The organism is Streptomyces sp. NPDC107498, assembly GCF_055582805.1.
Genome location: NZ_JBVJPE010000011.1, coordinates 192,806 through 213,903, shown reverse-complemented (window position 1 = coordinate 213,903; position 21,098 = coordinate 192,806). Strand labels below are relative to the sequence as shown.

Here is a 21,098-nt window from a genome sequence, read left to right as displayed (position 1 = left end):
TACGGGCGGCCACGCATATGACTGTTTTCGAAGACGAGTCCGGCCGGGCGCGGGTCACTTCCGCGGCCGTGGACACCTCATGGCTCCGCTCGCCCCATCCGGCGTTGGTGGCCGACCGTCAGGGCGGCGTCGTGGAGTTCAACGCCGCCGCCTCCGACCTCTTCCCGGAGATGGACGTCGGCTCGTGGCTGGACGAGGTCGCCCCCGGCTGGCTGGCCGACGCGCACCGGCGACTCGCCCGTCCCCCGCGGACGTGGCCCGGGGAGACGTCCGTCCGCGGGGAACGCCCCGCTCTGCGGGGGAACCACGAGGGCCGTCTCCTGCGGGCCCACCCCACCGAGTCCGGCCACGGCGACGTCGCCTGGTGGCTGGTCGACGACTCCGACCTGACCGCCGCGGAGGAGGCCCTGAGGGCCGAGCAGGAACGCACCGCGCTCCTGGCGGACGCCTCCACGCAGTTGCTGTCCTCGCTGAACCCGGACCGGTGCCTGGAGAAGGCGGCGCTGCTCGCCGCGGCCCACTTCGCCGACGCGGCGCTCGTGATCTCCCCGCCCGTGAGGAACCGGCACGGCGTGGTCACCGCGGTGGGGGAGCGGGTCACCGGGACCCAGGTGACGATGGACCCCGCGACGGTGCCCGGCCTGGCCGAGGCCCTCCAGGGCTTCCCTCCGGTGCCCGCCCGGTGGATCGACCCGGCCGAGCTGCCGGAATGGGCCGTGCCCGAAGAGCTCGAAGGGCCACCGGGATCCGTCTCCATCACCCCGCTGCCGGGCCACGGCGTGCCCGCGGGCGCCCTGATCCTGCTGCGGCGCAGCGGCCGCACGGCCTTCGACGCCTCGGAGGAGCTCTTCGCCCGTCTGTTCGCCGCCCGCGCCGGCGCCGCGCTGTCGGCCGCGCGCATGTACGCGGAACAGGCCCGCATCACCCGCGCGCTGATCGCCGAGCTCCTCCCGCCGCAACTCCACCACGTCCACGGGGTCGACTTCGCCGGCGGCTACCGCACCTCCCAGGAGACGGAGAGGATCGGCGGCGACTTCTACGACGTGCACGCCGGGGCCGACGCCGACCAGGAGTCGCTCGCCGTCCTGGGGGACGTGTGCGGCAAGGGGTTGGACGCCGCCGTGCTCACGGGCAGGATCCGCAGCACCCTGCACGCGCTGCTGCCCCTCGCCGACGACCACCAGAACGTCCTGAAGCTGCTCAACGGAGCCCTCCTGACCTCCCGTCACACCCGGTTCGCCACGCTGGTCCTCGCCTCGGTGAGGCGGACGGGCGGACGGGTGCGACTCAGGCTGACCAGTGCCGGTCATCCCGGGCCGCTGATCCTGCGCGACACGGGAGAGGTGGAGGAGGCGGACACGAGCGGAACCCTCGTGGGGGCGCTCCCCGAGGTCGCCTCCCGGTCCGCGACCGTGCACCTGGCGCCCGGAGAGACGTGCCTGCTCTACACCGACGGGATCACCGAGGCACGGGGCGGGCCGCTCGGGTCGTCCATGTTCGGGGAGGAACGGCTCCGGACCGCACTGGCCGAGTGCGTCGGACTGCCGGCGGAGGCCGTCGTCGAACGCATGCAGATGATCGCCGGCGCATGGGTGGGCAGCGGTCCGCACGACGACATGGCGGTCGTCGCGATCACCGCACCGCACACCACCCATCTGTCCGCGGTCAACGGCCACACCCGGGGCAGGTACACCGCATGACCACACACACCACGCTCTCCTCCACCGACCTCGCCGGCGCCCGCGAACGCCTGTGGGCGGCCCTGGTGGAGAGGGACGAAGGGGCGGCCGCCGCGGCGGTCTTCGACGCCTGCGAGGCCGGGACACCGGTGGAGGACGTCCTGCTCGACGTGATCGGGTCCGTGCAGGCCCGGGTCGGCCGCGAATGGGCCGCCGACCGCATCAGCGTCGCCCAGGAGCACGCCGCGACGGCCATCCAGGACCGCGTCATCGCCGCCCTCGCCCACCGGACCCGGCCCTCTCGTGCCGCCCGGCCGGCCGGCCGGGAAGGAGACGGGGCGGCCCCGCGGCGCGTCACCGTCGCCTGCGTCGACGGGGAGTGGCACGCCCTGCCCGCCCGCCTCCTCGCCGAGGTCCTGCGCGGCCGGGGCTTCCTCGTCGACTACCTCGGAGCGCACGTCCCCACCCCGCACCTGATCGCGCACCTCCACCAGACCGGGGCGGACGTGGTCGCGCTCTCCTCGTCCCTGCCCCTCCGGCTGCCGACGGCCCACGCGGCCGTCACCGCCGTCCAGGCCATCGGGATCCCCGTCGTCGTCGGCGGGGCCGCCTTCGGTCCGGACGGCAGGTACGCCCGTCTGCTCGGCGCCGACGGGTGGGCGCCCGACGCCCGCGCCGCCGCCTCCCTCCTGGCCGACGGAGTACGGCGTCCCGAGGGAGTCCCGACCGGCCCCGACCACGGCCTGCCCCATCTGCTCGACCAGGAGTACACCCTGGTCACCCGCGCCCGGGTCCGGCTCACCCGTGACGTCCTCGCGGGGCTGGAGGCCAGGGTCCCGGCCATGGCCGCGTACACCGACGGGCAGCGGGAACGGACCGCCGAGGACATCGCCCACATCGTCGACTTCCTCGCCGCGTCCCTCTACACCGACGACGCCGAGCTGTTCACCGGCTTCCTCACCTGGACCGCGGAGGTCCTCCGGGTCCGCGGCGTCCCCAGAAGCGCCCTGCTCGCCGCACTCGACCTCCTCGCCGACGCCCAGCACGACTTCCCCCGCGCGCAGGCCCACCTGGCCGCCGGACGCCGTGCCCTCACCCACGTATCCGCACCACAGGCCTCCGGACTCCACGCATGACCGCATTCCCCGACCACACCTTCGAACTGGCGATCGTCACCGACGGGGACGGCGTCCTGTACGCGGAGCTCGTCGGCGACTTCGCCTGGGACGTCACCGACGAGCTGCTGGAGGCCGTCCGGGCCCACCTCTCCTCGGCTCCCGGACTCTCGGAAGTCCACCTCGACTGCGCCGGGATGACCCTGTGCGACTCGATGGGCCTCTCCGCCTTCCTGGCCCTTCACCGGGACACCGCTGCGGCGGGAGTACGGCTGCACATCGAGCGCAGGCCGCCCTTCCTGGACAGGCTGCTCCTGCTCACCGGCACGTACGAGCACCTGACGGGCCTGCCCGAGAAGGTCGGGACCGACGGCTCCGCCCCGGGCGACGAAGCGGACAGCCCTCAGCTGCCGCGCCCCTGACGGGCCCCGTGCCGGGCGCGAGCCCGGCGGTTCGACGGCAGCTCCACGGCGGCTCGACGGCGGCGATCCCCTCAGGAAGGCCGGCCGGCGGAGGGCGGGCGGAAACAGGCGGTGACGTCCTTGCCCCGGGGGCAGGGACGGGCCTGCCAGTCGTCGGCGAGGGCGTCGATCAGGAGCATGCCGCGTCCTCCGAGGGCGCCGTCGTCGGGGCGGCGCTGCTCGGGCACGTGGGACGACGCGTCGTGCACGGTCACGTGCAGGCACTGCTCGTCCCACGTCAGGATGAGCTGCGCGTCGCTCCGGGCGTGGACGTGGGCGTTGGTGACCAGCTCGGAGACGGCCAGGACGACGGAGTCCACCAGATCCGGTTCCGTACGGTCCCAGCCGAGTGCCGCCAGGTGCTCACGCGTCCAGTCCCGCGCCGTCTTCACGCCGCTGCTGACGGGCAGTGTCCGCGCCCATCCGACAGCCCTCAGTGAAGGGTCCTGTGCCATGTCTCTCCTCCGCTCGACCGCGTTGCACGTTCCGTCTGCCCTGCCTTCGGCGCGAGAACCCGGGCGTCGCCGGGCCGGCCGCTGATGCGCCGTCAGGACGTCCCGCACGGCCGGAGGAACGCGTCGGGGGCGCCCGCGCGCGCCTCGGAAAATTTCTTGTCGACGAGTTTGCATGGACCTCGGACTTCCGGGTAGGCGGGCTGCCATCGGGCCACGAATTCGGGGTCGGGATGAAAAGATGAGAGGGGATAGGTGTGACGGTCATCACGATGTCGGCCACGGACGTTGAGGTCGGGACGGGGGTACTTCCGGCGGTCCCGGACCCGTTGGCGGTCGCGCCGAAGGACGCCCGTGCCCTGTCGAAGGTCTTCTTCCAGCAGCTCGCGGTGCTGGAGGAGGGCACGCACGAGTACCAGTACGCGCGCAACACCCTCATCGAGATGAACATGAGCCTGGTCCGCTACGCGGCCGGGCGGTTCCGTCATCGTGCCGACGAGATGGAGGACATCGTCCAGGTCGGCATGATCGGCCTGATCAAGGCGATCGACCGCTTCGAGCTCTCCCGGGAGGTCGAGTTCACCACGTTCGCCGTCCCCTACATCGTCGGGGAGATCAAGAGGTTCTTCCGGGACACCTCCTGGGCGGTCCACGTGCCCCGCCGGCTGCAGGAGGCCCGCGTGGAACTGGCCAAGGCGACCGAGGAGCTGAGCACGCGCCTGGGTCGGATGCCGACGGTCAAGGAACTGGCCGAGCTGATGAGCCTCACGGAGCAGGAGGTCACCGAGGCGCGACTGGCCTCCAACGGCTACAACTCCTCCTCGCTCGACGCCGCGCTGAGCGGCGACGAGGAGGCCGGGGACGCGTCCCTGGCCGACTACATCGGCAGCGAGGACCCCGCCATGGAACTGGTGGAGGACTTCCACGCCCTCGCCCCGCTCCTCAGCGACCTCGACGAGCGCGACCGGAGGATCATCCACCTGCGGTTCGTCGAGGAACTCACCCAGGCGCAGATCGGGGAACGGCTGGGCTGCTCCCAGATGCACGTCTCCCGTCTGCTCTCGCGCACCCTGAACCGTCTGCGCGAGGGCATGCTCGCCGCCGACTGCTGATCCGGCGGCCCGCGGGCCCGCCGTATCCGGCGAGGACCGACGCGGCTCCAGGACACCTGAACCGGGCTTCCGCCCGGCAGACGCCCTGGAGCCGCGTCGGCGTCCTCGGCCCGCTCGTCGGCGGTCCGGGGACACGTTCACAAAGACGGCGACTCCCTGCACGATCCTCTCGCCGATCGGGCTCCGGGGCCCGGTGCGTGCTCGGATGGGACCACGCCCGTCCGGGCGGTTTCACCGAGAGCACGAAAGGGAGTCGGGAATGAGCGAAACGAGGGCTCGACGTCCGCTGCCGCACGATTTCCATCCGCCGGTGCCCGAGCTGACGGTCGGCAGCGAGGACCTGACGGACGGCGGGACCCTGCCGGACGCGCACGTGTACGCGAAGGGGAACTCCTCACCGCAGCTGAGCTGGTCGGCGGGGCCGACGGGCACCCGTGGCTACGCGGTCACCTGCTACGACCCGGACGCGCCGACCGGCAGCGGGTTCTGGCACTGGACGGTCTTCGACATCCCGGCGGACGTCACCGAGCTGCCGGCCGGGGCCGGGACCGGGGCCTTCGAGGGTCTGCCCGCGGGCGCCCTCCAGGCCCGGAACGACTACGGCAGCAGGGACTTCGGCGGGGCCGCACCGCCGCCGGGGGACGGCCCGCACCGCTATGTGTTCACGGTGTACGCCGTGGACCGGGAGGAGCTGGGGCCGGACGCGGACGCGGCGCCGGCGCTCGTCGGTTTCCACCTCCGGTTCCACACCGTCGCCCGCGGCCGGTTGATCGCCGAGTACGAGGACACCGGGGAGTAGGGGCCGCGGCGCGAGGAGCGGCCTCGTCACGGGCGTCCCGTGCCGCGCGGGGCGCCCGCACGATCTTCGCGCGTCCTTGCACGATCCTCCCTCCGGCGGCCGTAGGCGTACCGGCCCGTGATGAGATGGGAGCATGTCCCTCGACGAGCTCCGCGACCTGCTGGAACGGCATGCGCGATCCGACCGGACCACGGCCGTCGACGGCGTCCGGATCTGCCGGGCCGACCCGGGCGCCGAGCCGGAGTACGCGATGTCCGGCGTGATGCTGGCCGTCATCGCGCAGGGCGCCAAGCGGCTCGCGCTCGGCGAGCGGGTGTACGAGTACGGGGTCGGCCAGTACCTGGTCACCTCGGCCGACCTGCCGGTGACCGGACGCGTCGCACCGGGCGGTCGGGAACTCGGCTTCGGGATGACGCTGGAGCCCGCCGTCATCGCCGAGTTGATGCTCCGGGCCGGACCGGGCGACCTGCCGCGTCCGACCGGGGCGCCCCGGCCGGGGATCATGGTCAGCGAGGCCCCGGCGGAGCTGATCGACGCGATCGTCCGCCTGCTCCGCCTGTTGGACCGGCCGCGTGACCGCCGGGTGCTGGCCCCCCTGGTCAAGCGCGAGATCCTGTGGCGGCTGATGACAGGGGAGCAGGGCGAGTCGGTCCGCCAACTGGGCCTCGTGGACAGCGGACTGAGCCACATCACCCGGGCGGTCGACTGGATCCGCGACAACTACACCGAGGCCTTCCGGGTCGAGGACCTGGCACGCTCTTCCGGGATGAGCGTCTCCGCGTTCCACCGGAACTTCCAGTCGGTGACGGCGATGAGCCCGATCCAGTTCCAGAAGCAGATCCGACTGCAGGCGGCGCGGCTCCTGCTGGCCAACCGCCCGCACGACGTGACCGGCGTCGGCCACCGGGTGGGGTACGACAGCCCCTCGCAGTTCAGCCGGGAGTACAAGCGCCAGTTCGGCGTGCCACCGAGCATCGACGCGGCACGCACGCGCGAGCGCGCCGACCACACGGCCGCCGCCGTGTCCTAGGGGGCCGCCGTGCCGGTCAGGCCGTGGCGTCCTCCGCGCGGGCGGGGAGCCGGCCCGCCGCTGCGAGGCGGGTCAGCCGCCGGTGCTCCCGGTCGGCCCAGCGCCGGACCCGGTCGGGTTCCAGCGGGGTGCCGTGGCCGACGTGGAGGCCGGTGGGGTTCAGGGCGAGCATCTTCCGCAGGCTGGCGAGGTTGCGCAGCGGGTCGTCGTGGAAGGGGGGGTTGGCCGGTCGGCCCCGGACGAGCCCGAAGAGGGAGTTGGCGATCAGGTCGCCGGCGACGAGGTCTCCCCGGTCGGTGAGGACGGAGACCGATCCGGCGGTGTGTCCGGGGGTGGGCATGATGCGCGCCGCGATCCCGAAGTCCTCCAGGTCGGTCTCGCCGGTCACGAGCACGTCGGGTTCGAGGGGCTCGACCCGGCGGTGCAGGTTCTTGTTCCCGGCCATCAGGCGGCCCATCCGCCCGGTGGGCAGATAGGGCTCGCGGGCCCGGCCGGAGCGGTAGGGGCCGAGGTCGGCGACGTGGCCCGCCACCGGGGCCCCGGTCAGGCGGTGCAGTTCGGCGGCGGAGCCGAAGTGGTCGATGTGGCCGTGCGTGAGGACGATCAGCGACACGTCGGTGGGGTCCACCCCGTGGGCGGCGACCTGCTCGTAGATCCTCCGGCCGCTGCCGGGCGTTCCCGCGTCGACGATGACGGGCCGGCGGCCCAGCAACAGGTACGCGTTGATGTTGTGCCGGCCCATGACCGGGACGGGGACGACCTTGGTTCGGGACACGGTTCTCTCCTCGGGCACGACTGTCCTCCGCCGCGCGGTGCTCCGCGGACGGTCGGGGGAGTACGAAGGGGTTCAGCGGAAGCGGCGCCGGTACTGGGCGGGGGTGGTCCCGAGGCGGCGCCGGAAGGAGCGGTGCAGGCTCTCCACGGAACCGAGGCCGCTGAGGGCGGCGATCTCGGGCAGGGTGTGGGTGCTGTCCTGGAGCAGCCGGCGGGCGGCCTCCAGCCGGACGGACTCGACGTACGCGGCCGGAGGGGTGCCGACGCGCTCGCGGAACAGCCGGGAGAAGTGCCGCACGCTCAGGTGCAGCCGTGCGGCCAGGGCCTCGGCGGACAGGTCCCCGGCGAGGTGCTCACCGATCCACACGCGCAGGTCGTCCAGCCGGTCGCCGGGCGCCGCGGGAGGCGCGAGCGGGGCGCTGAACTGGCTCTGACCGCCGGCGCGCTTGACGTACATGACCATCGTCCGGGCGGTGGCCAGGGCGAGTTCGGGGCCGTGGTCCTCGGTGACCATGGCCAGCGCCATGTCCATCCCCGAGGCGATGCCGGCGCAGGTCCACAGGCGGCCCTCCCGGATGAAGATCGGGTCCGGGTCGACGGTGACGAGGGGGTGGTCGGCGGCCAGTCGTGCGGCCGTCCGCCAGTGGGTCGTGGCCGAGCGGCCGTCCAGCAGGCCCGCCGCGGCCAGCAGGTGCGCGCCCGAGCAGACGGAACCCAACCGGTGGGTTCCGGGGGCCGCTTCGCGCAGCCAGTCGACGATCCCGCGGTCGAGCACCGGCTCCACCTCGTGGTCGCGGACACGCACGGCGCCCGACACGAGCAGGGTGTCCACGTCGCCCTTCGCCTCGTCCAGGTTCAGGTCGGCCATCAGCCGGATCCCGCTGGAGGTGGTCACCGGCTCGCCCCGGGCCGTCGCGACGCGGACGGTGTAGCCGGGCCGCCCGGTGCCGGCGACCCGCGTCGCGACCGAGAACACCTCGGCCGGACCCGTGACGTTGAGCAGTTCGACGCCGGAGAAGGCCGCGACGACGACTCTGTGCGGTGGAAGCATGTGCCGATCATTTCGTCCCACCGTCGGGGCCGCAATGACCATGTTCTGTCAGATCCGGCCATGGAGCCGCCCGGGACGGGAGCGGGCGGCGCCGAGGCGGGCAGCCCCGCGTCGAAGGACGCGGGGTGCGTCGCCCCCCGTGGACCTCGGACCCCGGTGCCCTCCCGCCGCGGCCCGCCCGTGTCCTAGCCGGTGATCTCGACGGCCCCGTCGTCGGGGGCCGGGGACGGTTCCGGGAGGAGCACCGACTTCTTCCGGGTGATGTCCTGGAGGAGGGCGGTGAGGTCGACGCCGGTGGTGGAGGAGAGGAGCTCCATGCCCTGGGCGACGTTGTCGGTGACGGTGCGGGACAGCTTGCTCGCGCCGTCGGTGGAGATGACGGTCATCCTGTCGATGGCGGCGAGCGGTTCGGCGGCCTTGGCGACGACCTGCGGCAGGGCCTCGACGACCATCTGGAGGACGGCGGCGTCCCCGTACCGGGCGAACGCGTCGGCCTTCTTCCGCATGGCCTCGGCCTCGGCGGAACCCTTGGCGGCGATGGCGGCGGCCTGGGCCTCGCCCTCGACGCGTACGGCCTCGGCGAGCGCGGCACGACGGGCCTTCTCGCCCTCGCCGGTGAGACGGGAGCGCTGGGCGTCGGCCTCGGCCTGCTTGACCAGGGCGATGCGGCGGGCCTCGGCCTCCTGCTCCGCCTGGTAGCGGGCCGCGTCGGCCGGCTTGCGGATCTGCGTGTCGAGCTGACGGTCGGTCAGCGCGGCCTGTCGCTCGGCGACCTTCTCCTGCTCGCTGAGGATGTCCTGCTGCCGGGCCGCCTCGGCCAGCGGTCCGGCGGCGTTCGCCTGGGCCGCGGCCTCGTCGGTCTGGGCCTTGATCTCGGCCTGCTTCAGGTGGAGGGTCCGCTGCGCGATCGCGATCTCCTCCTCCGCCTTCAGCCGGGCCTGTTCGGCGGCGCGGCGGGCGACGGCCTCGGCGATGTCCGCCTCCTGCCTGGCACGGGCGGCCTCGGGGCGGCCGAGGTCTTCGAGGTAGGAGCCCTCGGTGGTGATGTCCTGGATCTGGAAGGCGTCCAGGACGAGGCCCTGCCCGGACAGGCTGGCCTCGGCCTCCTCGGCGACCTGCCCGGCGAAGGCGGCGCGGTCGCGGATGATGTCCTCGACCGACATGCGGCCGACGATGGAGCGCAGCGCGCCGGACAGCACTTCCTGGGTGAAGCCGACGATGCCGTTCTGCTGCATCAGGAACCGTTGCGCGGCCGCCCGGATCGAGTCCTCGGTGCCGCCGACCTTGACGATCGCGACGCCCTCGAGATGGGCCTTCACGCCGCGCAGGGTGACCGCGCCCCGGACCGCGACGGGGATGTGCCGGCTGGAGAGGTCGAGGGTGAACCTCTGCTGCACGAACGGGACGACGAACACACCGCCGCCGACCACGACCTTCTGGCCGCTGTTGTCGGTGAACACCCGCCCGGTGGCGGGATCGGTGGCCTTCTTGCCGCGCCGGCCGGTGATGATGAACGCCTCGCTGGGGCCCGCGACCTTGTAGCGCGTGACGACGGCGAGGCCGAGCAGGACGACGAGGACGACGATTCCCACCACGGCGGTGAGGACAGGGCTCATGGAGAAACCCCCTTCGATCAGAAGGAAAGAGAACTGGGCGGTGCCTGGTCAGCGCTCGACGGGGCGGACGGAGACGGAGGTCGGCGAGAGCACGGACTCCACCCACACCTCGCTGCCACGGGCGACCGGAGTCGTGGCCTTCGCCGCGTACTTCACCGGCTGGCCCGCGAGGTGCAGCAGGACCTCGCCGTAGCCGTCCGGGGGGATCGCCGTCACCACCGAACCGCTCGTACCGGTCAGGTCCTCGCCGCGCGGTGCGGGCGTGGCGCCGTCACGCAGGAGCGCGCGGCCGAACCGCCACGTCCCCCACCCGACGACGCCCCCCGCGACCACGCCCGCACCGGCGGCGACCCCCGCCCCCGCGGCGCCCGTCGTGAGCGCCCCCGTGAAACCGAGCGCGGACACGAAACCGGCGATCACCGGCAACGACAGGAACCCGTCCGGCCCCCCGCCGATCGGTTCGAGGACCCCCTCCAGCACCCCGTCGAGGGCCAGGGACGCGACGAGCAGCACGAGGCCCGCGATGCCGAGACCGAGAAACCAGCTCATGTGCGCCCCCTGCCCCGTGCCGTGTCGTCCGCGTCGATCAGGATGCTTCCACGGAACGGCGCGGGCGTTCACTGCCCGGTTCCGGCAATCTTCAGGCGTTCTTGATGCCGTTCCCGTGTGCCCCTGTCGTCGGGGAGAAGGGGTGCAGCTCGTCGACGCCCGGCCGTACGAACCTGTAACTGCCTTCCGGCACCTCGTTCCAGGCGCCGGGCAGGTTGTCGAGGGGCTCGGACACGATGAGGTGCGTCTCCGGGGAGATGTCCTGCAGGAAGGCGACGTCGGGGTGCAGTTTGCGCAGGTCCTCCACCCGCCTGCTGTAGAACAGCGAGCGCGACGCCCCCTCGCTGGAGTAGCGGAAGGCCCAGATGTTCTCCCCCTCGGTGATGGCGAGGGTCATCTGGAGCGGGAAGTCCACCCCGTGCTCGCGGCCGACGCGCTCCACCTCCCCCGCCATCCGCGCCACGGCGGCGGGCGGGTCCTCGTCCAGGCCGTAGGTGAGGGCCAGGTAGAACATCACCTCGGAGTCCGTCGTGCCCTCGAGGTCGGCGAAGAGGGAGGGGTCGATCCGCAGCACGAGGTCGCGGCGCACGAGGTGGAAGCCGGCGATGGCGCCGTTGTGCATGAACATCCAGCGGCCGTGCCGGAACGGGTGGCAGTTCGACTGCTGCACGGCCGTCCCGGTCGACGCCCGGATGTGGGCGAAGAACAGCGGGGAGCGGATGTGGTCCGCCAACTCCCGCAGGTTGCGGTTGTTCCAGGCGGGGCCGACGTCCCTCAGCAGCGCCGGGGTGTCGCTCTCGTTCGTGTACCAGCCGATGCCGAACCCGTCGCCGTTCGTCGTCTCGAGGCCGAGCTTGGCGAACCGGCTCTGGTCGATCAGGGAGTGTGTCGGTTTGTACAGGATGGTGTCGAGTAGTACGGGTGTCCCCGAATACGCGAGCCATCGGCACATGCGTGATCACCTGTGTTCCTGCGGCGCGGCGGGGAGGGGCCGTTCCCGCTCCTCCGGCGTGCCGCCGAGTCGGTGGCCGGTCCGCCGCCGTGACCGGGCGCCGGCGCTGTTCCAGGAGCTCCGGCGGGGAACGCCGGTTCTCCCGCTGCTCCGCGGGCGCTCCGTGGCGGACCCGTCCGCCTCTCATTCTCGACCCCGCCCCCGGTCGCCGCCACGTGATCCCCGGCGCCCCGTCGGTTTCGGCGGGGCGACCGGCACGCATCCGAGGTGGTCAGGGGGCGGCGGGGGCGTGGAACCGAGGCGGTCCGGGCGTGTCGAAAGCAGGGAGAATGGCGCTCGTATGAGCGCTTACATGCTCATTAGGGTGATCGTGCTTAGATCGCGATCGACAGGGAACCCGCACTTTCGAGCCGGAACAGAGCAAGGCCACAGGCAGGTGGCGACCGGCCCGAAGACCGTCGAGCTTCCCAGGAGTCACCGTGGTCGTCCGGATGGGTGTCGAAGAAGAATTCCATGTGATCGACGCCGAGAGCGGCGCGCTCACCCCCCGAGCGGACGCCGTCCTCGGACGGCTGTCCCGGCACGGGGACGGGTTCACGCGGGAACTGCCCCAGTCGGTCGTCGAGTCGAACAGCGGAGTGCACGCGTCCCTCGACGGACTGTACGCCGACCTCTCCGCGTCGCGGCGCAGCCTGGACGCGGCCGCCTCTTCCCAGGGCCTCGCTGTCATGGCGGCGGGAGCGCCCCCGATCGCACGCCTCGGAGCCGTACGGGCGACGGACGACCCCCGCTACCTCGCCATGGTGGAGGAGTACCGCCGGGTCGCCGACGAGCAGCTGATCTGCGGCGCCCAGGTGCACGTCGACATCCCCGACAAGGACACCGCCGTCCGGGCGCTCTGCTTCCTGAACCCCTGGGTCCCGTCGCTCCTGGCGCTGTCCGCGAGCTCCCCCTACTGGCTCGGGACCGACACGGGCTACGCGAGCTGGCGCAGCATGATCTGGCAGCGCTGGCCCACCGCGGGCCCCGCCGGGTGCTTCACCGGTGCCGCGGACTACGACGCCGCCGTCGGCGAGCTGGTCGGTTCCGGCGTCATCAGCGACACCGGGATGATCTACTACGACGTCCGCCCCTCCGCCCATCTGTCCACGCTCGAACTGCGCGCCTGCGACGCCTGCCCGCGCGTCGAGACGGTGGTGCTGGTCTCGGCCCTGTTCCGGGCGCTCGTCGTCGACGCCTGCGCGCGCGTGGAGGCCGCGGGCGACCGGCGCTGCACCGACAGACACGAGTGGTTGCGGGCGGCGTCGTGGCGGGCCGCCCGTTCCGGCCTCGAGGGCGACCTGGTCGACCCGATCACGCGCCGGCCGGCACCCGCTCCGGAGGTCGTACGCGCGCTGCTCCGCCACCTCCGCCCGACGCTGGAGGCGTACGGGGACTGGGAGACCGTGCGGAGCCTGGCCGAGGAGACCCTGGCCCGCGGCAGCGCCGCGGACCGCCTTCGCCGCGTCGTGTCCGAGGCCGACCTGCTGGCGGGCGTGGACCTGCTCCTGGCCGAGACGCGCGGTGAGTACGGGGGAGGCCGCAGGCGGACGGCCGCTCCCGCGACGCCCCGCTTCCGGGCGCGGGGCGTGCCGGCGGCGTGAGGCCGCCCGAGAACGTCGAGTTCCTTGTTCCTGTCCGATCGTCATGGAGGTTGTGGATGTGTGGCTTGAGCGGTGAGATCCGCTTCGACAAGAGACCGCCGGACATGGCGGCGGTGGAACGCATGACCGACAAGATGGCGCCCCGCGGTCCCGACGGCCGGGGCCTGTGGTCCCTGGGAGCCGTCGCCCTCGGGCACCGCCGTCTGAAGATCATCGACCTGTCCGAGCGGGGCGCTCAGCCGATGACCGACAGCGAGGCACTGCTGACCTGCGTCTTCAACGGCTGCATCTACAACTACCAGCAGCTCCGCGAGGAACTGCGACAGCTCGGCCACCACTTCGTCACCACCTCCGACACCGAAGTGGTGATCAAGGCCTACCGCCAGTGGGGCCACGACTTCGTCCGCCACCTCGTCGGCATGTTCGCCGTGGCGCTGGTGGAGCACGACACGGGCCGGCTCGTGCTCGCCCGCGACCGACTGGGCATCAAGCCCCTCTACCTCGCCGAACTGCCCGGACGACTGCGTTTCGCCTCGACGCTCCCGGCGCTCCTCGCCGGCGGCGGGGTGGACACGGCACTCGACCCGGTGGCGGTGCACCAGTACATGAGCTGGCACGCGACCGTGGCCTCGCCCCGCACCGTCCTGGCCGGCGTGCGCAAGCTCCCCCCGGCCACCGTGCGCGTGGTGGAGCCGGACGGCACCCAACAGGACCACTGCTACTGGCAGCCCTCCTACACGCGCCGCAGCGCGTTCGCGGGGATGGGACCGGACGACTGGCGGGACGCCGTCCTCGACGCGCTCCGCACGGCGGTGCGGCGACGGATGGTGGCCGACGTGCCCGTCGGCGTCCTGCTCTCGGGCGGCCTCGACTCCAGCCTCATCGTCGCCCTGCTGGCGGAGGAGGGCCAGAAGGACCTGGCGACGTTCAGCGTGGGCTTCGAGTCGGAGGCGGGGGAGGAGGGCGACGAGTTCGTCTACTCCGACCAGGTCGCCCGGCACTTCGGAACCGACCACCACCAGCTGATGGTGCCGTCGGACCGGGTCGCCACCGCCCTGGACGACTCCATCGCCGCCATGAGCGAACCGATGGTGAGTCACGACACCGTCGCTTTCCACCTGTTGTCGGAGCTGGTGTCCAAGGAGGTCTCCGTCGTCCAGAGCGGCCAGGGGGCGGACGAGGTCTTCGCCGGGTACCGCTGGTACCCCGACCTGGCGGCCGTCGAGCGGGAGCAGGAGCCCCGGCGCTACGAGGAGGTCTACTTCGACCGCTCGCACGCCGACCTCGCGAAGATCCTGCAGCCGCACATGCTGCCCGACCACGACGCGTCCGCGGAGTACGTCCGCAGGCACATGGCCGCCCCGGGGGCCGAGACCGCGCTGGACGCGGCGCTGCGGCTCGACACCCACGTCATGCTCGTGGACGACCCGGTCAAGCGGGTCGACAACATGACGATGGACTGGGGACTCGAAGCACGCGTGCCGTTCCTCGACCACGAACTGGTCGAACTCGCGGCCGCCTGCCCGCCGGAGCTGAAACTCGCGGAGGGGGGCAAGGGCGTCCTCAAGCAGGCCGGCCGCACCCTGCTCCCGCGCAACGTCGTGGACCGGCCCAAGGGCTACTTCCCGGTCCCGGCCGTCCGCCACATGGCGGGCCCCGTCCTCGAACGGGTACGGGACGCCCTCTCCGCCCCGGCGGCCCGGAGGCGCGGGCTGTTCCGCGACGAGTACGTCGCCTCACTGCTGGCGGCGCCCGACGAGCACCGCACGAACCGAGGGGCGAACGCCCTGTGGCAAGTGGCGTTGTTGGAGATATGGCTGCAGACGCACGGAATCCACTGAACGCGGCCCTCGTGCCGGCGGCTCCCGTGGCGGAGCCGCTGGCCGACGCCGCCGGTCCGCGGGACGCCCCGCGGCCCCGGGTGGCCCACGGCTGCTGGTACCCGTCGTCCGACCCGCGGGGCGAGCACACGGCGTTCGTCTGCGACCGCGACGGTGCGCCACAGCTCTGGACCGGCCCGGTCGGCGCCGACGACGCGCACCTCCTGGACACCGGCCCGGATCACGTCACGGAGGTCTCCTGGTCCCCGGACGGCAGATGGATCGCGTACACCGCGGCCCCCGGCGGGAGCGGCCACACGCGTGTCCTCTGCGTCCGCCCCGACGGCTCGGACCGCAGGATCCTGGCGGGCGCGGAACCGGGGAGCTCGGCCTACTTGGGGTGCTGGACCCCGGACGGCTCGGCCCTCGCGGTGACGGTCGCCGAGCCCCTCCGGGGGGACGCCGACCCGCTCGTCGACGCCGACCGGCCCGCCGGCTGGACGGAACGCGACGGGCACGCCACCCTCCTCGACGCGCCCCGCCCCGACGCGGCGGGCGACCGGACACCGGCACCGCCCCGCGACCGGCTCACGGCCTACCTCGTCGACCCCGCCGGGACGAACGCGCCCGAGCTCCTGGCCGACGAGACGGAGGCGGCCACGCTCCGCGTGTGCGACATCAGCCAGGACGGACGCCTGGCCCTGCTGCGCCGCGGACCCCGGGGAAGGCGCGAGGCCGTGGTCGTGCGCCGGGCCGACCGGACGCCGACGTGCGTCCTGCCGGTCGCGGACGGTGACCCGTGGATCGGCCGCTTCTCGTCCGACGCCCGCACGGTGTGGCTGCGCAGCGACCACGACCGGGAGTTCGCGGCACTGCTGGCGGTCCACCTGGACGGCGCCGACGAGCGGAAGGAGCTCTCCGTGGTGGCCGCGCGCGACGCGTGCGACCTCGAACTGCTCGCCCTCGTGGAGAACGGCCGACGGGCGGCCCTGTCCTGGAACGACGGAGGGGTGAGCCGGCTCGAGACCATTCCCCTGACCGGCGGGTGGACCAGCCCCCCGCCCCGCGAGGTGGACCTGGAGCACGAGGTGGTCACCCGCGTCACGCCGGCGGGCCCGGACGGGATGATGATCGCGCTGTCGGGGGCACGGCGCCGCCCCGGCGTGTGGGCCGTGACGCCCTCCGCGCCGCCCGCGCGCACACCGTGGTCGGCGCGCGACCGCGACTCCGTCCCGCAGGGGGTGGAGCCCGTACGACCCGCCCCCCTGCGCGCGACCGCCCGCGACGGGCTGCTCCTGGGCGGCTGGTACCACCGGGCCCCCGGCCGGGGGCCCGGCGAACCGGCACCCTGCGTCCTGCACCTGCACGGCGGCCCGGAGGAGCAGGAACGCCCGGTCTTCGACCCGCTCTACCAGGAACTGCTCGACCGGGGCCTGGACGTCTTCGCCCCCGACGTCCGCGGCTCCTCCGGCTGGGGCCGCTCCTTCGTCGACGCCGACCTGGGCGAGGGCCGTTTCGCCGCGATCGACGACGTCGCGGACTGCGCGATGCACGCGGTCGCGTCGGGTCTCGCCGACCCCCGTCGACTCGCCGTGATGGGCCACTCCTACGGCGGCTACCTCACGCTGGCCTCGCTCGTGTGGCACCCCGACCTCTTCCGCACGGGCATCACCGTGTGCGGCATGTCGGACTTCGCCACCTTCTTCGCCGGCACCGAACCGTGGCTCGCGGAGTCGGCCTCCCACAAGTACGGCCACCCCGAACGGGACCGCGCGCTCCTGCGCGCGCTGTCGCCCATGAGCCGCGTGGACGAACTGCGCGTCCCGCTGCTCGCGGTGCACGGGGAGCACGACACGAACGTCCCGCCGGGGGAGTCCGAGCAGATCGTCAACGCCGCGCGTGCGCGGGGACTGGTGGCGGAGCTGCTTCTGCTGCGCGGAGAGGGCCACGACTTCCGGCGCGCCGACAACCGGCGGCTGTTCCGCCGCGCCGCCGCGACGTGGATGCAACGGTGGCTGCTCGGCTGAGGCGAGGCCTCTCGAACCCGGGGCACCCTGCGCCTCGACGGCAGGACGTGCCCCGGGTCCGAGGACCTTGCCCTACCGCCCCGCCGCGGCCTTCTCCCGCAGGCGGGCCCAGGCCCGCTCGCGCACGTCCGGGCGCAGCAGGACGTCGGCCGCCGTGCAGGCCAGCGCCTCCGCCGCGGCGCTCATCACGCGCCGGGCCCTCGGCCCCGCCGCCGCCTCCGCGAACTCGGGCGTGTGATCGGAGGCCTCCGGGCCCAGGATGGCGATCCACGGGTGGATCCCGGGCACCCGCGTGCTGACGTTCCCGATGTCGGACGACCCCAGGTACACGCCCGCCGTGGGCTCCGACAGACGGATCCCGGCCCGGTCGAGGTGCCCGGCGAACAGGCCCGACAGCACCTCGTTGTCACGGAAGTGCTCGTACCGCCCTCCCACGTCGGTCACCTCCACCTCGGTGCGGGTGGCCAGAGCCACGCCCTGCGCGCACGAGCGCAACTCCTCCACCAGCTGCTCCAGGGCCGACGTGGTCTCCCCGCGCAGCCCGAACAGGCCTTCCGCGTACGCGGGGACGAGGTTCGTCGCCCGGCCGCCGTCCGTCACGATGCCCTGGATGTGGGACCCCTGGGGAAGCCGCCTGTCCAGGACGCCGAGCGTGTTGAAGAGCTGGATCAGCGCGCCCAGCGCGTCGATCCCCTCGGTCGGGCTGCCGGTGGGGTGCGCGGCGCGGCCGTGGAACCCCACCCGGACCTGGGCGCTGGCCGTCAGCGGGGCCCACGTCCAGTCGTGGACGCCCGGATGGAACATGAGCGCCGCGTCCACCCCTTCGAACAGCCCCGCCGCCACCTCGGCGACCTTGCCGCCGCCGCGTTCCTCCGCGGGCGTCCCGACGGCCAGCAGCGTCCCCTCGACCTCGCCGAGCGCGGCGCGCACGGCGAGCGCGGCACCGAGGCCCGCCGCCGCGATCAGATTGTGCCCGCAGGCGTGCCCGAGGAGCGGCAGCGCGTCGTACTCCATCAGGAGGGCCACGGAAGGCCCGCCCCGGTCCCCGGCGGCCGATCCCGTACGGGCGACGAACGCGGTCGGCAGGTCGGCCACCCCGCGCCGCACCTCGAAGCCCTCCCGTTCGAGCTCGTCCGCCAGCAGGGCGGCCGCCCGGTGCTCCTCGTACGCCGTCTCCGGTTCGCGGTGCAGCGCCAGGCTCACCTCCCACAACCGGTCGGCGCGGGCGGCCACCTCCTGTCCGATGCGGGCGTACAAGGACTCCGGGACCTGTGACACGTGCGCTCCTCAGGATGCGTTCTCGGTCGCGACCCGCGTACCCCGCGGCCACGGACGGACACCACGGCGCGGGACCGCCGTGGGAGCCCCCGCCATGGGCGCACGGCCGTGCCGCGGACCCGCGTCCGTCGAGGAGCGGGGCCGTGGCCCGGTCGTGCCGTCGTGCCCAGCGGTCACGTGCCCGTGCGCCGCCGGCCGGCCGGGGCGCCGCGGCCACCCTTGTCGGCGGCGGCCGGTCACCGAGGCGCCGTGCCGCTCGTGCTCAATGGTCGAGGGCGTTCTTGAGCTGCTGCTTCGACATCGTGGAGCGCCCCTCGATGCCGCGCTTCTTCGCCTCCCGGTACAGCTCGTCCTTGGTGCGCTCGGACGACCTGCCGCCTCCGGACCTCTCGCCGCCGCGCTGCGGGGCGGACTTCCCCCGGGTGGAGCCGCGGCTCGCCGACTTGCTCTCGCCCGACCGCGCCCGCTCCTTGTTCACGGTGCGCGAGGCCATCTCCTTGGCCCGGTCCTCGGACATGCCGCGCTTCTCGCCGGACTCCTTGACGTGCTCGTACTGACGCTCGCGCTTGGGGCTGCTTCCTTTGGGCACGGGAACGCTTCCTTTCTGAGGGATTCGAGGTTCCCGGCCATGCTGCGCGCACCCGGACCGTCGCGCATGTCACGCGCGTCCGAAGGAGAATCCGGCGGACGGCCTTTCCGCGCGGCTCGCGCCCGGCCCCCTCAGCGGCGCAGGCGGGGCACGTGCGGCGTCCTGAGGACGGCGCGGGCCGCGTTGGCGCCCGGCGCTCCGTGGACGCCGCCGCCCGGGTGGGTGGTGGCGGAGCAGAGGTAGAGGCCGCGGACCGGGGTGCGGGGGCGGCCGGTGCCGGGAAGGGGGCGGAAGACGAGCTGCTGGTGCAGGTTGGTGGTGCCCTGGTTGACGGCACCGCCCACGAGGGCGGGGTCGAGCCGCTCCAGGTCGGTCGGCGCGAGGACGCGCCGGGCGCGTATCGAGGCGCGGAACCCGGGAGCCAGGCGTTCGATCCCCGCTTCGACCCGGGTGGCGATCGCGTCCTTCTCCCGCTCGTCCCAGCGGCCGGCGATGCCCTGGTCCCCCGCGTCACCGCGGATGTGCTGAGGGACGTGGGTGTAGCCCCAGGCCGATTCGGTACCGGCCGGCGATCGGCCGCGATCGGCCGTGGTCATCTGGCCGAGCACGGTGAACGGCACGTCCGGTACCCGCTCCATGGCGAGCTGCGCCGCGAAGCGGGTGAGCGCGTCGAGGCCCTCCGCGACGTGGACGGTTCCCGCGCCCCGGGCCTCCGCGCACTCCCAGGGGATCGGGCCGGACAGGGCCCAGTCCACCTTCACCGTGGCGAAGTCCCACTGGAAGCACCGCAGGTCGGCACGGAGCCGCGCGGGCAGGTGCTGCTCGTCCACGAGGCGCCCGTACAGCAGGGGAGCGGGGATGTCGGCGAGGACCGCCCGTCGCGCGGGGATCTCGGTGCCGTCCTCGGTGCGGACGCCGACGGCCCGGCCGTTCCGGATCACGACGCGCGTCACCGTACGGTCGCACAGCAGCACGCCACCACGGTCACGCAGCCGTGCGACGAGGGCGTCGGTGAGCCGGCCGGCGCCGCCGGCGGGGACGGGGAAGCCGTGCTCCTGGCCGAGCATGCACATCAGCCAGCCCATGCCTCCGCCGAGGGCGGACTCGGGAGCCAGATCGGCGTGGAGCGCGTTGCCGGCGATCAGCAGTCTGCCTCCGGCGCCCGCGAAGTGCTCCTCGCCGAACCGCCGGGCGGGCAGCAGCATGGTGCGCAACAGCCGCAGACCTTCCTCGGGGCCGGTGCGGGCGACGAGCCGAAGGCCCGCGCGGACGGGCGGGAACGGCGTGAACAGACAGGAGACGAGGTCGTCGCTGACGCGCCGCCACAGACGGTGCAGGCGTCGCCAGGCGGCACCGTCGGCGGCCGCGAAGCCGGCCAGCGAGCCGGCGGTCCGCTCCAGATCGCGGCTGAGCACCGCGCAGCGGCCGTCGGCGAGGGGGTGGGCCACGACCGCGGGGGCGTGGCTCCAGCGCAGACCGTACCGGTCGAGCGCGAGGTCGCGGATCACGGGCGAGGCGGCGGCCAGCGGATAGAAGGCGCTGAACACGTCGTGCACGTAGTCGGGGTGGACGCCCCGGTCGCTGCGCACCGCGCCCCCCGGCTCCTCGCGGGCCTCCACCACGACGACCCGCCATCCGGCGTCCGCGAGGACGTTGGCGGCCACCAGGCCGTTGGGGCCGGCGCCGATGACCACCGCGTCAGGCATGCCCATGGGACCGGTCCCTCGTCGACTTGACGACCCGGTCCAGCCGGTCGAGCATCTTGCGGTGGCGCCAGCGCAAGAGCGTGTCGACGCCCGCGTTGTGCCAGCGTGCCGCGGCCCCGTTCAGAGGGTGTTCGTCGACGACGACGAGGGTGTCGTCGCCCCAGGGGTCCATGCGGAAGGAGATGCGCGCACTGCCCAGGTCGGTCTGCGCCTCCAGTTCGAGGCGGTGGACCGGTTCGCAGATCCGGGAGACGGTCCGTCCGCGGTACGGCCAGGGCCCGAGCTTGAGGGTGTAGCCGAGCTCCGCGCCCGGTAGGGGCCACTGCCCCTCCTCTTCCCAGGTGTCGTGCGTGCCCACCACGAACCGCGCGTACGACCGGCCGTCGCTCAGGACCGCCCAGACGGCGTCGGGAGGGGCTTCGATGAGTCGGTTCCACTGGGCCAC

The 21,098-nt window shown here is 73.4% G+C and carries 19 protein-coding genes; 9 read left to right on the top strand and 10 right to left on the bottom strand.

Annotated features, from left to right (window positions below; genetic code table 11):
- Positions 1-17: 17 nt before the first annotated feature.
- From ACZ66Z_RS21135 to ACZ66Z_RS21125, 3 genes are read left to right on the top strand one after another with little or no spacing between them, the layout of a single operon-like run.
- Positions 18-1,700 (top strand): SpoIIE family protein phosphatase, encoded by a 1,683-nt coding sequence (locus tag ACZ66Z_RS21135; RefSeq protein WP_469936076.1) that lies wholly within the window; start codon positions 18-20, stop codon positions 1,698-1,700.
- On the top strand, positions 1,697-2,815 hold the full coding sequence (locus ACZ66Z_RS21130) for a cobalamin B12-binding domain-containing protein (RefSeq protein ID WP_469936074.1): 1,119 nt from the start codon (positions 1,697-1,699) through the stop codon (positions 2,813-2,815). The genes ACZ66Z_RS21135 and ACZ66Z_RS21130 overlap by 4 nt, the downstream gene beginning before the upstream one ends.
- Positions 2,812-3,216, top strand: coding sequence for an STAS domain-containing protein (locus ACZ66Z_RS21125; protein WP_469936072.1), 405 nt, complete (start codon positions 2,812-2,814; stop codon positions 3,214-3,216). Before ACZ66Z_RS21130 ends, ACZ66Z_RS21125 begins: the two co-directional genes overlap by 4 nt.
- A gap of 71 nt (positions 3,217-3,287) precedes the next feature.
- On the opposite strand, the gene ACZ66Z_RS21120 is transcribed toward ACZ66Z_RS21125, so the two are convergent.
- A complete protein-coding gene (locus ACZ66Z_RS21120) occupies positions 3,288-3,710 on the bottom strand; it encodes an ATP-binding protein (RefSeq protein WP_469936070.1) in 423 nt (140 codons plus the stop codon).
- Positions 3,711-3,964: 254 nt separating this feature from the next.
- Here ACZ66Z_RS21120 and ACZ66Z_RS21115 point away from each other — a divergent pair, with 254 nt between their 5' ends.
- The 3 genes from ACZ66Z_RS21115 to ACZ66Z_RS21105 all read left to right on the top strand — a co-directional run bounded on the left by ACZ66Z_RS21115 (position 3,965) and on the right by ACZ66Z_RS21105 (position 6,648).
- Positions 3,965-4,819: an RNA polymerase sigma factor SigF gene (locus ACZ66Z_RS21115; RefSeq protein WP_469936068.1), complete on the top strand. Its 855-nt coding sequence runs from the start codon at positions 3,965-3,967 to the stop codon at positions 4,817-4,819.
- Between the two features lie 259 nt (positions 4,820-5,078).
- Positions 5,079-5,618, top strand: coding sequence for a YbhB/YbcL family Raf kinase inhibitor-like protein (locus tag ACZ66Z_RS21110; protein ID WP_469936066.1), 540 nt, complete (start codon positions 5,079-5,081; stop codon positions 5,616-5,618).
- A 133-nt stretch (positions 5,619-5,751) separates the two neighbouring features.
- Positions 5,752-6,648, top strand: a complete 897-nt coding sequence (locus ACZ66Z_RS21105; protein WP_469936064.1) for an AraC family transcriptional regulator — start codon at positions 5,752-5,754, stop codon at positions 6,646-6,648.
- A gap of 16 nt (positions 6,649-6,664) precedes the next feature.
- Here the strand turns inward: ACZ66Z_RS21105 and ACZ66Z_RS21100 are convergent, their stop codons facing one another.
- The 5 genes from ACZ66Z_RS21100 to ACZ66Z_RS21080 all read right to left on the bottom strand — a co-directional run bounded on the left by ACZ66Z_RS21100 (position 6,665) and on the right by ACZ66Z_RS21080 (position 11,590).
- Positions 6,665-7,423: an MBL fold metallo-hydrolase gene (locus ACZ66Z_RS21100; RefSeq protein ID WP_469936062.1), complete on the bottom strand. Its 759-nt coding sequence runs from the start codon at positions 7,421-7,423 to the stop codon at positions 6,665-6,667.
- Positions 7,424-7,495: 72 nt separating this feature from the next.
- Positions 7,496-8,473, bottom strand: a complete 978-nt coding sequence (locus tag ACZ66Z_RS21095) for a GlxA family transcriptional regulator (protein ID WP_469936060.1) — start codon at positions 8,471-8,473, stop codon at positions 7,496-7,498.
- 185 nt (positions 8,474-8,658) lie between these two features.
- Positions 8,659-10,089, bottom strand: coding sequence for a flotillin family protein (locus ACZ66Z_RS21090; RefSeq protein ID WP_469936058.1), 1,431 nt, complete (start codon positions 10,087-10,089; stop codon positions 8,659-8,661).
- 48 nt (positions 10,090-10,137) lie between these two features.
- Positions 10,138-10,638 (bottom strand): hypothetical protein, encoded by a 501-nt coding sequence (locus tag ACZ66Z_RS21085; protein WP_469936056.1) that lies wholly within the window; start codon positions 10,636-10,638, stop codon positions 10,138-10,140.
- Between the two features lie 91 nt (positions 10,639-10,729).
- Positions 10,730-11,590, bottom strand: coding sequence for a class II glutamine amidotransferase (locus ACZ66Z_RS21080; RefSeq protein WP_469936054.1), 861 nt, complete (start codon positions 11,588-11,590; stop codon positions 10,730-10,732).
- 479 nt (positions 11,591-12,069) lie between these two features.
- On the opposite strand from ACZ66Z_RS21080, the gene ACZ66Z_RS21075 reads away from it, so the two are divergent.
- Genes ACZ66Z_RS21075 through ACZ66Z_RS21065 form a run of 3 tightly spaced genes read left to right on the top strand, consistent with a single transcriptional unit; the run spans position 12,070 to position 17,080 of the window.
- Positions 12,070-13,233: a carboxylate-amine ligase gene (locus ACZ66Z_RS21075; RefSeq protein ID WP_469936052.1), complete on the top strand. Its 1,164-nt coding sequence runs from the start codon at positions 12,070-12,072 to the stop codon at positions 13,231-13,233.
- A 56-nt stretch (positions 13,234-13,289) separates the two neighbouring features.
- Positions 13,290-15,074: an N-acetylglutaminylglutamine amidotransferase gene (locus ACZ66Z_RS21070; protein WP_469936050.1), complete on the top strand. Its 1,785-nt coding sequence runs from the start codon at positions 13,290-13,292 to the stop codon at positions 15,072-15,074.
- On the top strand, positions 15,047-17,080 hold the full coding sequence (locus ACZ66Z_RS21065) for an alpha/beta fold hydrolase (RefSeq protein ID WP_469936048.1): 2,034 nt from the start codon (positions 15,047-15,049) through the stop codon (positions 17,078-17,080). The genes ACZ66Z_RS21070 and ACZ66Z_RS21065 overlap by 28 nt, the downstream gene beginning before the upstream one ends.
- A 72-nt stretch (positions 17,081-17,152) precedes the next feature.
- Here the strand turns inward: ACZ66Z_RS21065 and ACZ66Z_RS21060 are convergent, their stop codons facing one another.
- From ACZ66Z_RS21060 to ACZ66Z_RS21045, 4 genes are all read right to left on the bottom strand, one after another.
- Entirely contained in the window at positions 17,153-18,358 is a 1,206-nt protein-coding gene (locus ACZ66Z_RS21060; RefSeq protein ID WP_469936046.1) for an amidohydrolase, read from the bottom strand.
- Between the two features lie 262 nt (positions 18,359-18,620).
- A complete protein-coding gene (locus tag ACZ66Z_RS21055) occupies positions 18,621-18,947 on the bottom strand; it encodes a plasmid stabilization protein (RefSeq protein ID WP_469936044.1) in 327 nt (108 codons plus the stop codon).
- A gap of 131 nt (positions 18,948-19,078) precedes the next feature.
- Positions 19,079-20,653 (bottom strand): phytoene desaturase family protein, encoded by a 1,575-nt coding sequence (locus tag ACZ66Z_RS21050; RefSeq protein ID WP_469936249.1) that lies wholly within the window; start codon positions 20,651-20,653, stop codon positions 19,079-19,081.
- A complete protein-coding gene (locus tag ACZ66Z_RS21045; RefSeq protein WP_469936042.1) occupies positions 20,646-21,098 on the bottom strand; it encodes an SRPBCC family protein in 453 nt (150 codons plus the stop codon). Before ACZ66Z_RS21045 ends, ACZ66Z_RS21050 begins: the two co-directional genes overlap by 8 nt.